Below are 15,063 nucleotides of genomic sequence, written 5' to 3'. Positions count from 1 at the left end.
AACGGAGTCGACGCCGCGACCGATCCCGAAAGTTTCCGGTTCGCATAACGGCCCTGCTGAGCAAGCCTTAAGGACGATTTGGCATGTTAACGATAACAAGGACTAAGTCAACACTATTTACTTACTCGGTGGGCTCGGCCACCGACGGCTGGCGGGTCTCCTCCGGAGCGGCGCGTCACGAGGGGGTCGCTTGGGGGGGCGCGTTCGAGCGGCGCGAGATCGGCGCGGGTCATCGGGTCATCCGAGCGCGGCGCCCTCGGCGCGACCGATCCATTTTGGTTGACATCGCCCATGTTAACGTTCACAACGGTTCCTGGTATCCTTTCGCTTCGTGCGGGTAGGCCTCCGTGTGCGCCCGCGCTTTTCGGCCCCGAGGGCCGCTCGACAGCGATGCAACGGCGCCCGCGCAGGGCCGGCCATCGAACCGCGTCCGAAGGGACAGCAGGAAGGGAGAAGAGCATGCACCCCCACAACCACGTGTCACGGCGGGCGCTCCTGGCCATCTTGGGCGCAGCATCCATCGCCGCCGGCTGCTCCCGCGGGGAGAGCGAGGCCGACCGCGCCACCCCGAAGCCGGCGTCGGGCACCGAGCCCGCGGGCAGGAAGCCGAAGAAGCTGTCCGAGATCGTGGTCGGCTTCTCTCAGACGGGCGCCGAGAGCTCCTGGAGGATCGCGCACAGCAAGTCGATCCAGGAGGAAGCGGAGAAGCGCGGCGTGAAGCTCCTCTTCGCCGACGGCCAGAACGTGCACAACAACCAGGTCAACGCCGTCAACGGGTTCATCACCAAGGGCGTCGACGTCATCGTCATCGCGCCGCAAGAGTCCGTGGGCTGGAAGCCGACGCTGAAGGAGGCCAAGCGCGCCGGGATCCCGGTGGTGCTCACGAGCCGGGGCGTGGACGCCGAAGAAGATCTGTACGCGACGGTGATGGTCGCGGACTTCGTCTGGGAGGGGCGCCGGGCTGGCGAGTGGCTCGCGAAGCAGACGAACGGCAGCGCGCGCATCATCGAGCTCGTCGGCACGCCGGCGGCGGACGTGGCGGTGATGCGCAAAGCCGGCTTCGCCGAGGCCATCGCGAAGTTTCCCGACATGAAGATCCTCGCGAGCCAGAGCGGTGACTTCACGCGCACCAAGGGCAAGGCCGTGATGGAGACGCTGCTCTCGGCCCACAAGGGGGAGATCAACGCCGTCTACGCCCACAACGACGACATGGCGCTCGGGGCGATCCAGGCGATCCAGGCGGCGGGGTTGAAGCCCGGGCAGGACATCCTGGTGGTCTCGGTCGACGCCGTGAAGCCGGCCTTCGAGGCGATGATGGAGGGGAAGCTGAACGCGACGGTCGAGTGCAACCCCCTGCACGGCCCCCTGCTCTTCGATACCATCGAGAAGATCGCGCGCGGCGAGGCGGTGCCGAAGCGCACGGTCGTCCCTGGCCAGGTCTTCGAGCGCGAGCAGGCGGCGGCGACCATCGGCTCGCGGGCCTACTGACGAGGAAGCGGCGGCGCGAGCACCACCACGCCCGTGAGCTCTCTGGTCGAGCGGCCCTCACCCACGGAGTAGCAGCCGCATGTCTGGTTCGAAAGCGTTGCTCTCCGTCGAGGGCCTCAGCAAGTCCTTCCCCGGCGTTCGCGCGCTGCACGACGTGCACATCGAGGCGCACGCGGGCGAGATCCAGGCGCTGATGGGGGAGAACGGGGCCGGCAAGTCGACGCTGATCAAGCTGCTCACCGGCGTGTATTCCCCGGACTCGGGTGCCTTGCGGCTCGACGGGACGTCGATCCGGCCGACCTCCCCCCGCCACGCGGAGTCGCTGGGGATCAGCGCGGTGCACCAGGAGATCAGCCTCATCCCGCACCTCTCCATCGCGGACAACATCATGCTGGGCCGGCAGCCCCGGCGCTTCGGCCTGATCGACCAGCGCGCCATGCGCGCGAAGGCGCGTCAGGCCCTCGCGCGCCTCTCGCTGGACCTCGACGTGTCGCGATCGGTGGCGTCGCTCTCCACCGCGCTGCAGCAGATGGTCGCGATCGCCCGCGCGCTCGCCGTGGACGCCCGGCTCCTGATCCTCGATGAGCCCACCTCCAGCCTGGATGAAGCGGAGACGCAGCGGCTCTTCGACGTGATGCGGAGGCTGAAGGCGCAGGGGCTGGCGGTGCTCTTCGTGACCCACTTCCTGGATCAGGTCTACGCCGTCAGCGACACCATCACGGTGCTCAGGAACGGCTGCCTGGTCGGGCAATACGCGAGCAGCGCGCTGCCTCGCCTGGCGCTCGTCCAGGCGATGCTCGGCGTGGAGCTCGGCGACGAGGACAAGCCCGCGAAGGGCAGCCCCGCCGGCGCTGGAGAGGACGCGAGCGCCGCCGAGCCGGTGCTCGCCGCGCGCGGCCTCGAGCGGAAGGGGGTCGTCGGGCCGATCGATCTCGCGCTGCGGCCCGGCGAGGTGGTGGGGCTGGCGGGGCTGCTCGGCTCGGGCCGGAGCGAGACCGCCAGGATGCTCTTCGGGATCGAGCCGGCCGATCGCGGCGAGCTCACGGTGGACGGCCGCGGGATCGAGATCAAGACGCCGCGGCGCGCGATCCGGGCGGGCCTCGCGTACTGCCCGGAAGACCGGAAGGTGGATGGCATCGTCCCGAACCTCTCCGTGCGAGAGAACCTCGTGCTGGCCTTGCAGGCCTCCCGCGGGGCGCTGCGGGTGCTCCCGCGGAGCGAGCAGGATCGTCTGGTCCAGCATTACATCAAGGCCCTGAGCATCAAGACGCCGTCCCCGGAGACGCCCGTCAAGCTGCTCTCGGGCGGCAATCAGCAGAAGGTGCTGCTCGCGCGCTGGATGGCCATGCAGCCGCGGGTCATGCTGCTCGACGAGCCCACGCGCGGCGTGGACATCGGCGCCAAGCTGGAGATCGAGGCGCTGGTGAGGTCGCTCGGCGAGAAGGGGGTCGCCACCGTCTTGATCTCGTCGGAGCTCGAGGAGATCGCGCGCAACTGCTCCAGGGTGGTGGTCCTGAGGGACCGCAAGCAGCAGGGCGAGCTCGCGGGAGGGTCGGTGACCCCTTCGTCGATCATCCAGGCCATTGCCCAGCAGAAGGAGGCGCCGCGCAATGCTCGAGAAGATGGCTGAAGCCGCGCGCACGAACGCGAGTCCGACGGGCATCGGGATCATCCTCTTCACCGGCGGCGCCGGCGCGCTGCTGCTCAGGCGCGGGCGCCGCGAAGCGTGGCCTTTGCTCGGCCTCCTGGCGCTCCTGCTGTTCAATTTCTTCCTGTCCAAGAACTTCTTCTCGATCGTCGAGCGCGACGGGGCGTATTACGGGACACCCATCAACCTGCTCAACCAGGGCGCGGAGGTGATGCTCCTCGCCATCGGCCTGACCCTGGTGATCGCCGTCCGGGGCATCGACCTGTCGGTCGGCTCGGTCATGGCGCTCTCCGGCGCCACCTGCGTCATCCTGATGAAGGACGCCGGCCACGGGCCGCTCCTCGCGGCGCTCCTGTCCCTCTTGGTCGCCGGCGGCGTCGGCCTGTTCAACGGCGCGCTGGTGACGTCGCTGAACATCCAGCCCATCGTCGTGACGTTGATCAGCATGGTCGGCGTCCGCGGCGTCGCCATGCTCATCACCCGCGCCGAGCCCGTGACGCACGTGGACGCGACGTTCGCGTTCATCGGCAACGGTCACGCCTTTGGCTTGCCGTTCTCCATGCTGCTCGTGGCCGCCGTGTTCGCCGTCGCCGCCCTGCTCTGCCGGAAGACGGCGCTCGGCCTGTTCATGGAAGCGATCGGCGACGGCGAGCGCGCGAGCCGGCTCGCGGGGGTCGGCGACCGCCGCATCAAGCTCTGGCTGTACGGGTTCTCCGGCCTGTGCGCCGGCATCGCCGGGCTCGTGGCCGCCTCGTACATCTCCACGGCCGATCCCGATCGCGTGGGGCGCCTGCGGGAGCTGGACGCCATCTTCGCCGCGGTGATCGGCGGCACGGCGCTCACCGGCGGGCGCTTCTACCTGGGCGGCACGCTGATAGGAGCGTTGCTCATCCAGACGCTCTCCACCACGATGTACATCCAGCACGTCCCCTCGGAGATCGAGCCGATGCCCAAGGCCGGCGTGATGCTGGTGAGCTGCCTGCTCGTCTCGGAGGAGTCGCGCCGGCGGCTCATCGCGCTGCTCGGGCTCAAGCGGGGGCAGTAGCGATGCGGAGCTTGGATCGGCGAGATGTGCCGCTCGTGGCGACCGCGGTCCTCCTTGTCGCGCTCTACGCGGGGGTGCTGGTCGGTTACGAGTCGGCGCGCAGCCTGCGCTTCCTGGTCGACCTGATCAAGGGGAACGCGGCCATGGGCATCTGCGCGGTGGGCATGACGTTCGTCATCCTGTCGGGGGGTATCGACCTCTCGGTCGGCTCCGTCGTCGCGCTGACGACGGTCCTCGTGGGCACGCTTGTCGCGGGTGGCTGCCATCCGCTGCTCGCGTTCTGTATCGGCCTCGCGGTGGCGGTCTCGTTCGGCGCGATGACGGGGTACCTGATCCATGAGTTCTCTTTGCCACCGTTCCTGGTGACGCTCGCGGGCATGTTCTTCGCGCGCGGCGCGGCGTTCCTCGTCAGCATGCAGCCCATCGCCGTCGATCATCCCGCGCTGGACTGGATCGTCGATGAGCTCGGCTTCGCGGTGATGATCCCGGGCCTGGACCGGACCTGGGTCCCCGCGACGGCGCTCTTGTTCTTGATCGTCCTCGCGCTCGGCGTGGTCCTTCACCGCAGCACGAGCTTCGGCCGGAACGTCCTGGCCGTCGGCGGGGACAGGCAGGCTGCGCTGCTCATGGGGGTGCCGCTGGGCGCCACGACGGTGGGCCTGTACGCGCTCAGCGGCCTTTGCGCGGGGCTCGGCGGGGTCACGACGGCGCTGATCGACAGCGCCGGAAAGCCGAACATCGGCGCCGGCCTGGAGCTCGAGGCCATCGCCTCGGTGGTGATCGGCGGAACGCTGCTGACCGGGGGTGCTGGCAGCGTCGTCGGCACCGTGATGGGCGTGATGATCACGGGCATGGTGCGGGCGGTGATCAACCTGGATGGACGGCTGCCGTCGCCGTGGCACCACATCAGCATCGGGCTGCTGCTGCTCGGCTTCATCGTCATGCAGCAGCTCCTGATCCGCTCGGCGCCCGCGGCCAGGGGTGATGAAGCACGGTCTCATCGATGATGCTGGAGAGCGAGGAGCGATAGAATGGGCGAGACGAAGCGAATTCTTGTCGCCGGGGCGGCCGGCAAGGTGGGCCAGGCGTTCATCCGCAGGTTCCTGTCCGACCCCAGGTTCGAGGCATGGAAGGTCCGCGCGCTGTGCCATAACCGCATGCTGGCGCCGACGGCGCGCATGGAGGTGGTGCGCGGGTCCATCGAGAACAGGGCCGTGGTCGACGAGGCCCTGGAGGGCGTGACCCACGTGCTGCACCTGGCGACCTGCAAGGAGACCCCCGAGAGCATCATGGACGTGGCCATCAAGGGCATGTTCTGGCTGCTCGAAGCGTGCCGCGTCAGCCCCACGTTCGAGCAATTCATCCTGATCGGGGGCGACGCCGGCATGGGCCACTTCTTTTACCCGCACCCCGTGCCCGTCACGGAGGCGCAGAAGCACAGCGCCTACCCGGGCTGTTACGCGCTGTCCAAGGTGCTCGAGGAGGTCATGCTCGAGCAGTATTATATCCAGTATGCGATGAACGGCTGCTGCCTGCGCGCGCCATGGATCATGGAGAAGGACGACTTCAAGGCGCAGCTCTCCTTCGGCGACGACGTGTTCGGGGGGCCGAGGTGGCGCGATCTGGTCGGCGCCGAGGCGGCAGAGGGCTATATCCGCTCGGGCGCTGTCCCCGTGATGCTCGACCCTGACGGCGAGCCCGTGAAGCGGAACTTCGTGCATGTGGAGGATCTGGTCGCCGCGATCCTCAAGGCCATCGACCACGAGAAGGCTCGTCAGCAGACCTTCAACATCTGCATGGATGAGCCCGTGGACTACGGTGAGCTGGCGCGTTACCTGGAGTCCACGCGGAGCCTGCCGAGCGTGAAGGTGAAGACGCCGTACCGGTCGACCTGGCTGGACAACACCAAGGCGAAGTTTCTGCTCGGCTGGCGGCCGCACTACGATTTGGCGCGGCTCACGGACGCCGCCTTCGACTACGTGCGCGCGCCCGATGACCCGCGGATCACGTGGTATCCCGGTTGATGAGCCCCGCCGCCGGGCCGAGGCTCCGCGCCGTGGGCTCGCCAGCAGCCGCGGCGCCGTAGCGCGCCGTCATGAGGCGGGCCCTCCCACAAGCACCGTCGCGCGTCGGCCCTGCGCGGCCGGCGCTCGCTCGTAGGCCTCGACGACGGCCTGCCCCACCCGCGCCGCGCACCCGCGCTTCACCAGGGCCACGATCGAGCCGCCGAAGCCGCCGCCGGTCAGCCGGGCGCCGAAGACGTCCGACTGCGCCCGCGCGCTCTCCACCAGCGCGTCGACCGCCGGCACCGACACCTCGAAGTCGTCGCGCATCGACCGGTGCGACGCGTCGAAGAGCTCGCCCAGGCGGCCGAGATCCCCGGCGCGGAGCGCGGCCACGGCGGCGAGCACCCGGGCGTTCTCGGTCACGACGTGGCGGGCGCGCCGGTCGAGCGGCGCCGGCAGCGACGCGATGCGCTGCTCGGCGGCCGCGTCGACGTCCCGGAGCTGCGGCACCCCGAGCAGCGCGGCGGCGCGCTCGCACTCCGCGCGACGCGTCTTGTAATCGCCGCTCGCGTGCTGGTGCGCCACCCCCGAGTTCACGACGAGCAGCTCGGCCTCGGCGGGCAGCGGGATGCGCTCGAACGCGAGCGTCCTCGTGTCGAGGAACAGCGCCGTGTGCTCGTCGGCGAGGCTCGCGGCCATCTGATCCATCGTCCCGACGGGCGCGCCCACGAAGTCGTGCTCCGCCGCGTGCGCGATCCGGGCGATCTCCACGTCGTCGATGGACAGGCCGAGCATCGCCCGCACGGCGCGGGCGAGCGCGACGAGCAGCGAGGCGCTCGACGAGAGGCCGCTGCCGAGCGGCACCGACGACTCTATCCTCGCGTCGAAGCCCGAGATCGGCGCGCCCCGGCCGCGCAGGACCGCGGTGATGCCCTGCACATAGTCGAGCCATATGCCGCCGCGCGACTCCTCGCCGACGCGAAACCAGCGCTGGGCGCCGCGATTCACGTTCATGGTGGCGACGTGGATGAGCCCGTCTCCCCGCGGCGCGATCTCGACGCGCGTCTTCTGCGGGATCGCCGTCGGCAGCACGTACCCGCCGCTATAATCGGTGTGCTCGCCGATGAGGTTCACGCGCCCAGGCGCCTCGGCCACGACCTTCGCCGGACGGCCGAAGACGGCCTCGAAGCTTTGCCCCTTCATCGTCACCGCGGCGTCCGTGCTCACGTGGAGAAGGAAACCCAAACGCATCCGAGACGTCAAGCCTGGACCGCGAGACCTGCCCGGGTCGTTAGAACATTCCTATTTTACGCGATCTACCGATCTCCAGGGTCACGCGGCCGCATTGGGGTGCTGACGCCACCCTCATGGGCTCACCTCATCGCCAGGGCCATGGGGCCGCCCAGCCTCTTCGGGCTGACGAACGAATCGATGTTGACATCGATGATGTTAACGTTAACATATGGCTCTAGTACTTCGGCTTTGCCCTGAGGGGATCGTCATGCGTACCGGCATCATCGCCGTCGGGACCGGGTCCGCCGCCGGTTCCGAAAGGCTCCACCTGAGCACGCTCGCGAGCATCAGGACCGCTGTCGCCAGGTGGTGCCTGGTGACGGCGCTCTCGCCGCTCGCGGCGTGCGCGTCGTCTTCCTCGACCACCACCCCGCCGCCCGAGACGGCGGACGACACGAGCAGAGCGGCGGCCCCGCTCACCGTGCCGGCGGAGCAGCGCGGTCCGATCCTCGACACGCACATCCATCTCTACCAGGTCACGCGGCCGGGCGGCGTCGTTTGGCCGGAAGCCAAGCAGAAGCCGATCTACCGCGACGTGCTGCCCGACGAGTACAAAGCCATCGCGATGCAGAACGGCATCGTCGGCACCGGCGTCGTCGAGGCCAGCCCCATCGTCGAGGACAACTTCAAGGTCCTCGAGATGACGAAGGGCAACGACTTCTTCAAGTTCCTCGTGGCGCAGCTCGAGATCGGCTCGCCGACCTTCGACGCCGATCTGGCGCGCCTCGCCGCGGACCCGCGCGTGGTCGGCATTCGCGGCTTCCTCTGGAGCCCGAAGCTGACGCTCGACAAGGCGCAGCTCGCCTCGCTGGAGGAGCTCGCGGCCAAGGGCATGACGCTCGACATCATCAGCCGCGGCGCCTTGAACCCGAAGGACAAGGTCGAGGCGCTCGCGACCGCGGTGCCCAAGCTCCGCATCATCATCGACCACATGGCGGGCGCGAGAGGGGCGGCGCCGGATCCGGCCTGGGTCGATGCGATGCAGCGGCTCGCCAAGCACCCGAACATCTACATCAAATTCTCATCGTTCTTCGACATGTACAACCCGGCCGCCACCGAGGACGATCCCTGGAGCGCGCCGACCGACCTCGCGGCGTACAAGGCGCACTTCGACGTGCTGATGAACGCCTTCGGCGAAGACCGGCTGATCTGGGGCAGCAACTGGCCCGTGGTCGACATGGGCGGCAGCCTGGCTTCGGAGATCGCGATCGCCGAGCTTTACCTCAAGGAGCTCGGTCCGGGAGTACGTGACAAGGTCATGTACACGAACGCACAGAAATTCTATGCGCGTCGGCCCTGAACGGCGGCGCCCGGAGCGCCGCGGCGAAGGCGGCGACCGCCGCCCCGATCACGGGTCGTAAAGCGACGCCGCGTCGCTCCGGCTCCGGCCGCTCGACGTGGCGCTGCGCCTTGTCTCGCCGAACGAAGCGGCCTCGGCCTCGGAGCGCGCCGTGAGAGCCGCGAGTGAACGAAGTCGCTCCGCGAGGTGATGACCGCATGAAAGCCCTGACGATCACCGGTCCGTCGGTCGCGCAGGTGACCCAGATCAGCGAGCCCAAGCCGGCGCACGACCAGGTGTTGGTCCGCGTGCGGCAGGTCGGTCTGTGCGGCTCCGATTTGAACACCTTCCTGGGCAAGAACCCGATGGTCACATACCCTCGGGTGCTGGGTCACGAGGTGGCCGGCACGATCGTGGAGCTCGGCTCCGGCGTCGAGGCGGACTGGCGCGTCGGCACCGACGTCACGTTCACGCCGTACACGGCGTGCGGCGTGTGTCCCTCGTGCTCCGCGGGGCGGCGCAACGCCTGTCGAAACAACAAGACCATGGGCGTTCAGCGCGACGGCGCGCTCACCGAGCTCGTGGCCGTGCCGTACCAGAAGCTGTTCACGTCACGGAAGCTGAGCCTCACGGAGCTCGCGCTCGTCGAGCCGTTCTCCGTCGGCTTCCACGCAGCGGCGCGAGGGCGCGTCGAGGCCGCGGAGACCGTCCTCGTGATGGGCTGCGGCGGCGTGGGGCTCGGCGCCATCGCCGGCGCGGTGAGCCGCGGCGCGCGCGTCATCGCGCTCGACACGCAGGACGAGAAGCTCGCGCTCGCCAGGGCGCTCGGCGCGCGCGAGGCGGTGCAGGCGAACGCCGACGCGCGCGAGCGCGTCATGGACCTGACGAACGGCGACGGCCCGGACGTCGTGATCGAGGCCGTGGGCGCGATAGCGACGTACCGCGACGCCGTGGAGTGGGTGAAGTTTTGCGGTCGCGTCGTGTACATCGGGTACGGCAAAGAGCCGGTGAGCTACGAGACCAAGCTGTTCGTGATGAAGGAGCTCGACATCCTCGGGTCGCGCAACTGCATGGGCGAGTTCTCGGACGTGATCGCCTTCTTCGAGCGGCGCACGTTCGACGCGAACATCCTCATCTCGAAATCGATCCCCATCGAAGGCGTGCCCGAGGCGCTCGCCGACTGGGCTGTGTACCCCGGTCGAACGGCCAAGATCATGGTCGGCGTGTCGTGAGCGCGCGCGGCTCGGCGCCTCCCCTGAGCGGATTTCGCATGACGACGATCCATCAGCCTCTGCTCGAGGACGAGCAGCGACTTCAAACATCCCCTCATCGAGAGCCGCCGGAGCGCTGACATGGGTAATCCGATCCTTCAATTCGGCACGAGCCGGTTCCTCCAGGCTCACGCGGACCTCTTCATCTCGGAGGCGCTCCGCGCCGGCGACGCGCTCGGGGCGGTCACCATGGTGCAGACCACGTCGAACCCCGAGAGCCGCGCGCGCGTCGACGCGCTGCGCGCGCAGGCGCGCTACCCCGTGCGGATCCGCGGGCTGCGCCGCGATGAGGTGGTCGATACGACGATCGAGTGCAGCTCGATCACGGAGGCGCTCGACGCGAAGACCGACTGGCCGCTCGTGCGCGAGCGCTTCGCGCATGATGCGCGCGTCGTGCTCTCGAACACGAGCGACAGCGGATACGCCTGTTTCCACGAGGACACGGCGGAGTTGCTCGCGCCCGGCGCGGGCGTGCCGCGCGGGTTCGCCGCGAAGCTCGTCGTCCTGCTGCGCGCGCGCTTCGAGGCGGGCGCCGCGCCGCTGACGCTGCTGCCCTGCGAGCTCGTGTCGAACAACGGCGACACGCTGCGCGCGCTGGTCGCCGGCGTCGCGCGCCGGTGGGGCGCCGACGCCGCCTTCCTGCGCTACATCAAGCACACGTGCGTCTGGGTGAACTCGCTCGTCGACCGGATCGTCTCCGAGCCGATCCGCCCCGTCGGCGCGATCGCCGAGCCCTACGCGCTCTGGGCGATCGAGCGGCGCGAGGGCATGGTGCTGCCGTGCCGGCATGAGGCGATGATCGTGACGGACGACCTGCCCCACTACGAACGCCTGAAGCTGCTGCTGCTGAACCTCGGGCACACCTACCTCGCCGAGCGCTGGCAGACGGACGGGCGCCCCGCCGACGAGAACACGCGGAGCGCGATGCGCGATCGGGCCTTGCGCGCCGATCTCGAGGCGCTCTGGCGCGACGAGGTGGTGCCCGTCTTCGACGCGCTCGGCAAGGGCGCCGCCGCGCGCGCCTACCTCGACGAGGTGCGCGATCGCTTCGAGAACCCGTTCCTCGATCACCGGCTGTCCGACATCTCGCGGAGCCACAGCGAGAAGAAGCGGCGCCGCTTCGTCCCCGTGATCGAGCTCGCGCGCGAGCTCGGCTTGAAGATCGAGCAGCCCCGGCTGCACCGGTCGCTTCGCGCGAGCGTGCCCGCATGAGCCCGTGAGGCTGCGGCAGGCGGGCGCGCGCGGTAGGCCGACGGCGCGAGCCCGCCGCACTCGCGACGCCGATAACCCCACGAGCCCGGCGCCGTCGCCGTCGGTCCGCGCGCGCGCGACGTACCGCGCGGCGGCGCCGCCCGGCGGACATCGCGCGAGAGCCGCCGATCGCGCGAACAGAACCGCTACCCAGGGAGACATGCAGATGAGAAAGATGCGTTGGGTCGTGCTTTTCCTGTGCTTTCTCGCCGTCGCCATCAACTACATCGATCGCGCCAACCTGGCGGTCGCGGCGCCGGAGATCGAGAAGGCGCTCGGCATCGGCCCCGCCCAGATGGGGCTCATCATGAGCGGCTTCTTCTGGACGTACGCGCTCATGCAGATGCCGTTCGGCTGGGCCATCGACCGCGTGGGGGCGCGCGTCGCGCTGCCGTTCGCCGTCGGCTGGTGGTCGCTCTTCACCGCGGCGACGGCCGGCGCGTCGAGCGTCGCGGGGATGTTCGGCTGTCGATTGCTGCTCGGCGTCGGCGAGGCCGGCGCCTACCCGGCCTGCGCGAAGCTCGTGAGCCAGTGGTTCAAGCCGCGCGAGCGCGCGCTCGCGACGGGCATCTTCGACAGCGGCGCGCGCGTCGGCTCGGCGCTGTCGATCCCCCTCGTCGCCCTCATCGTCGACGCGCTCGGATGGAAGGCGGCCTTCATCATCACGGGCTTGCTCGGCGCGGTGTGGATCCTCGGCTGGGTCGTCATCTACCGCGGCCCCGCGCATGGCGACATGACGGGCGAGACCGACGTCGTCCACGCGGCGCCCGCCGAGGACGCGCGAGGCGGCGTGACGTGGGCGTCGCTCTTCCGCCATCGCACGCTCTGGGGCATGATGCTCGGCTTCTTCTGCCTCAACTTCACCAACTACTTCTTCATCACGTGGTTCCCGAGCTACCTCGTGCAGACGCGCGGCTTCTCGATCAAGTCGCTCGGCACGCTCGGCATGATCCCAGCGTTGATGGCGATCCCTGGGGGCTGGCTCGGCGGCTTCGTCTCCGACGCGCTCTATCGCCGCGGCTTCAGCCTCACCGCCGCGCGCAAGACCTGCATGGTCGGCGGCATGCTGATGTCGTCGGCGATCACGCTGTCGGCGCTGACGTCCAGCATCACGCTGATGCTCTTCCTCTTCGGCGTCTCGTACGCGAGCCTCGCGTTCGCCGGCGCCAGCATCTGGTCCCTCCCCGGCGACGTCGCGCCCACGCCGCGCCACGTGGCTTCCATCGGCGGCATCCAGAACTTCGCGTCGAACCTGGCCGGCATCGTCATCACGACGTTCACCGGCGTGATGGTCTCGCTGACCAAAGGCTCGTTCACGATCCCGCTCGTCGCGGCCGGCGGCTTCTGCCTGCTCGGCGCGTTCAGCTACCTCGTCATCGTCGGCAAGATCGAGCCGCTCCAGCTCGACGTCGAGCGCCGCGAGGCGGCCTAGCCTCAGAGGGTGACGCCCCGCTTCCAGAGCGCGATCTCGCGCTCGTCGTTCTCCTCGGCGCGGGTCTTCCGGCCCGAGGCGGTGGCCAGCACCAGGTCCATCAGCCCGTCGGCGGCCGCGTCCATCGATTCTCCCGAGGCGACGCGGCCGGCGTCGAAGTCGATCCAGCGCTGCTTGCGCTGGGCGAGGCTGGAGTTGGTCGCGAGCTTGAGGGTCGGCACGGGAAAGCCGAGCGGCGTGCCCCGGCCGGTGGTGAAGAGGATGACCGTCGCGCCGGCGGCGGCGAGCGCCGTGGACGAGACCGCGTCGTTGCCGGGCGCCTCCAGCAGCGCCACGCCCGGCTTCCCGCGGATCTGGCCGCCGTAGCGGACCACCTCGGCCACCGGGGCGCGGCCGGCCTTCTGCACCGCGCCGAGAGACTTCTCCTCCAGCGTGGTGATGCCGCCGGCGATGTTGCCGGGCGAGGGGTTCTCCGACACCGGCTCTCCGTGAGCGATGAAGTAGCCCTTGAAGTCGTTCACCACGCCGACGATGTCGGCATAGACCACCTCGCTCTCGGCGCGGGCCATGAGCAGGCGCTCGGCGCCGAAGATCTCCGGGATCTCGGTGAGGATGGCCGAGCCGCCGGCGGCGCAGACCCTGTCGGCGATGCGGCCCACCAGCGGGTTGGCGGTCAGCCCCGAGAATCCGTCCGAACCGCCGCATTTGAGGCCGATCACCAGGTCGGAGGCAGGGCAGGGCTCGCGGCGGTCCTGCTCGGCGACCCTGACAAGCGCTTCGACGGCCGCGAGGCCCGCTTCGAGCTCATCCTCGGCCCCCTGGGCGTCGAAGGACCGCAGGCGCTCGCGATCGAGCTGCGGGGCGCTCTCGAGGAGCACGCCGAGCTGGTTGTTCTCGCAGCCCAGGCCGATGATCAGCGCGCCGCCCGCGTTCGGGTGGCCAGCCAAGGCCGCGGTCATCCGGCGGGTGGCCTCGAGGTCGCCCCCGAGCTGCGAGCAGCCGTAAGGATGGGTCAAGGCGTAGACCCCATCCACCCGGCCCTTGAAGCGTCTGTCCGCCTCGACGGCCACCTTCTGCGCGGTGCGCGCGACGCAGCCGACCGTCGACAGGATCCAGATCTCGTTGCGGGTGCCCACCCGCCCGTTCTTCCGCCGGTAACCCATGAAGGTGCGGTCTTCGGTCGCGGAGAGCGCCTCCGGGCGCGTGGGGTCGTAGGTGTAGGTGTCGAGGCCCGAGAGCGCGGTGGCCAGGTTGTGCGTGTGCACGTGGTCGCCCGGCTGGATATCCACGGTCGCCCGCCCGATCGGCCAGCCGTACTTCCGCACCGGCTCGCCGGCGGCCATCGCGCGCAGCGCCACCTTGTGCCCGGCCGGGATGTCGACGCGGGCGGTGATCGCATCGGCCACCGGATCGCCGGCGGCCAGGCCGCGCACGGCGACGGCCACATCGTCTCGGGGATCGATCCGCAACAGGGAGGCTGTCAAGCTCATATCACCCCTCGTAACCGGTGTGTCATCGGCGCGGCAATCCCGCGCGGCGCCGCACGCACGAGCGCCGAGAGGGGCGATGATGCCCACGCCGTCGGCGCTGCACCAGCCTCGATCCGGGCGCTCTTCTCGATGTGAAACCCGCGCTCAGAGACCCAGGACGCCGATCATCTTCTCGGCGTAGCGGGTGCCCAGGGTGACCAGCGCGTCGTGGCCGAAGTGGAGGTTCCAGGTGTCGGCAGGATCGATGGCGAGCCCTTCCGCCGAGACGACATGGGCGTTGGCGAGCAACCCTGGGAGCTGGCCCACGAGCGAGTTGTGCCTCGCGCACGACCCCGAGTAGAGGAGCTCCCCTGCGAGGAACGGCACGTCGCCGAGGCCGAGGTCCGCGCGCAGGTCCGAGACGAACGTCTTCACCTTGCCGGGCCACGCGGCGTCGCCGCAGTTCGACTCGCCTTGATGGAACAGAATGCCCTCGATCACGCCCCCGGCCTCCTGCGCCGCCTTCGCGCGCGACAGGATCCAAGTGTACTTGCTCCCCCCCGCCTTCATGAACGTCTCCACCTTCTCCCCGCTGAGGGCGGACGGGACGAGGCCAATGCTGTCCTGGGCGGGGTAGCGGTCGAGGATGGTCTTGGCGAAATAGTCGCCGGGCCCGATCGCTCCGTTCCAGCACTCGTGGAGCGGCGGGGCAGCGATGTCCCACTCGCCCTCGACGCGCCCGGTCGCGGCGCAGTCGTCGAAGCCGAGGACCTTGATGCGGGGATTCTCCACCTTGTCCGCGTTCGAGGCCTTCGGGTACCCGGCCATGTTCGATTGCCCGAGGAGGAGGAAGACATGAAACACGGGCGCGGCCGGCTCTC

Annotated in this window: 12 protein-coding genes; 9 read left to right on the top strand and 3 right to left on the bottom strand. The window is 69.5% G+C overall.

All coding sequences use genetic code 11. The features are described 5' to 3' along the window. Window positions 1-459: 459 nt before the first annotated feature. The 5 genes from NQZ70_RS49655 (at window position 460) to NQZ70_RS49635 (ending at window position 6,205) form a co-directional block, all read left to right on the top strand. Window positions 460-1,488 (top strand): ABC transporter substrate-binding protein, encoded by a 1,029-nt coding sequence (locus NQZ70_RS49655; RefSeq protein WP_129580472.1) that lies wholly within the window; start codon window positions 460-462, stop codon window positions 1,486-1,488. 79 nt (window positions 1,489-1,567) lie between these two features. Further along, window positions 1,568-3,118: a sugar ABC transporter ATP-binding protein gene (locus NQZ70_RS49650; protein WP_237244770.1), complete on the top strand. Its 1,551-nt coding sequence runs from the start codon at window positions 1,568-1,570 to the stop codon at window positions 3,116-3,118. Further along, complete coding sequence (locus NQZ70_RS49645) at window positions 3,111-4,181, top strand: ABC transporter permease (protein WP_237244769.1); 1,071 nt, start codon at window positions 3,111-3,113, stop codon at window positions 4,179-4,181. Before NQZ70_RS49650 ends, NQZ70_RS49645 begins: the two co-directional genes overlap by 8 nt. 11 nt (window positions 4,182-4,192) lie before the next feature. Further along, window positions 4,193-5,188: an ABC transporter permease subunit gene (locus tag NQZ70_RS49640; protein ID WP_408022407.1), complete on the top strand. Its 996-nt coding sequence runs from the start codon at window positions 4,193-4,195 to the stop codon at window positions 5,186-5,188. Between the two features lie 24 nt (window positions 5,189-5,212). Further along, window positions 5,213-6,205 carry an NAD(P)-dependent oxidoreductase gene (locus NQZ70_RS49635; RefSeq protein WP_129580469.1) on the top strand — a complete coding sequence of 331 codons (993 nt, stop codon included), beginning with the start codon at window positions 5,213-5,215 and terminating at the stop codon, window positions 6,203-6,205. 69 nt (window positions 6,206-6,274) lie between these two features. Here NQZ70_RS49635 and galK read toward each other — a convergent pair whose 3' ends face one another. After that, on the bottom strand, window positions 6,275-7,438 hold the full coding sequence (gene galK, locus NQZ70_RS49630) for a galactokinase (RefSeq protein WP_272827245.1): 1,164 nt from the start codon (window positions 7,436-7,438) through the stop codon (window positions 6,275-6,277). A 250-nt stretch (window positions 7,439-7,688) separates the two neighbouring features. On the opposite strand from galK, the gene NQZ70_RS49625 reads away from it, so the two are divergent. From NQZ70_RS49625 to NQZ70_RS49610, 4 genes are all read left to right on the top strand, one after another. Beyond that, complete coding sequence (locus NQZ70_RS49625; protein WP_129580468.1) at window positions 7,689-8,780, top strand: amidohydrolase; 1,092 nt, start codon at window positions 7,689-7,691, stop codon at window positions 8,778-8,780. A 197-nt stretch (window positions 8,781-8,977) separates the two neighbouring features. After that, window positions 8,978-9,991 (top strand): zinc-binding alcohol dehydrogenase family protein, encoded by a 1,014-nt coding sequence (locus NQZ70_RS49620; RefSeq protein WP_129580467.1) that lies wholly within the window; start codon window positions 8,978-8,980, stop codon window positions 9,989-9,991. Window positions 9,992-10,111: 120 nt separating this feature from the next. Continuing rightward, window positions 10,112-11,242: a mannitol dehydrogenase family protein gene (locus NQZ70_RS49615; RefSeq protein ID WP_129580466.1), complete on the top strand. Its 1,131-nt coding sequence runs from the start codon at window positions 10,112-10,114 to the stop codon at window positions 11,240-11,242. Between the two features lie 205 nt (window positions 11,243-11,447). Next, on the top strand, window positions 11,448-12,713 hold the full coding sequence (locus NQZ70_RS49610; protein WP_129580465.1) for an MFS transporter: 1,266 nt from the start codon (window positions 11,448-11,450) through the stop codon (window positions 12,711-12,713). A gap of 2 nt (window positions 12,714-12,715) precedes the next feature. Here NQZ70_RS49610 and NQZ70_RS49605 read toward each other — a convergent pair whose 3' ends face one another. Both NQZ70_RS49605 and NQZ70_RS49600 read right to left on the bottom strand, forming a co-directional pair. Further along, entirely contained in the window at window positions 12,716-14,203 is a 1,488-nt protein-coding gene (locus tag NQZ70_RS49605; protein ID WP_129580464.1) for a UxaA family hydrolase, read from the bottom strand. A gap of 144 nt (window positions 14,204-14,347) precedes the next feature. Next, the gene (locus NQZ70_RS49600) at window positions 14,348-15,046 is read right to left on the bottom strand and encodes a sialate O-acetylesterase (protein WP_237244766.1); all 699 of its coding nucleotides are present in this window, start codon (window positions 15,044-15,046) and stop codon (window positions 14,348-14,350) included. Window positions 15,047-15,063 lie beyond the last annotated feature (17 nt).

Source organism: Sorangium sp. So ce836 (assembly GCF_028553905.1).
GTDB lineage: Bacteria > Myxococcota_A > Polyangia > Polyangiales > Polyangiaceae > Sorangium > Sorangium cellulosum_D.
The sequence above is the reverse complement of the archived record's forward strand: the minus strand, read 5'-3'. Positions and strand labels throughout refer to the sequence as shown.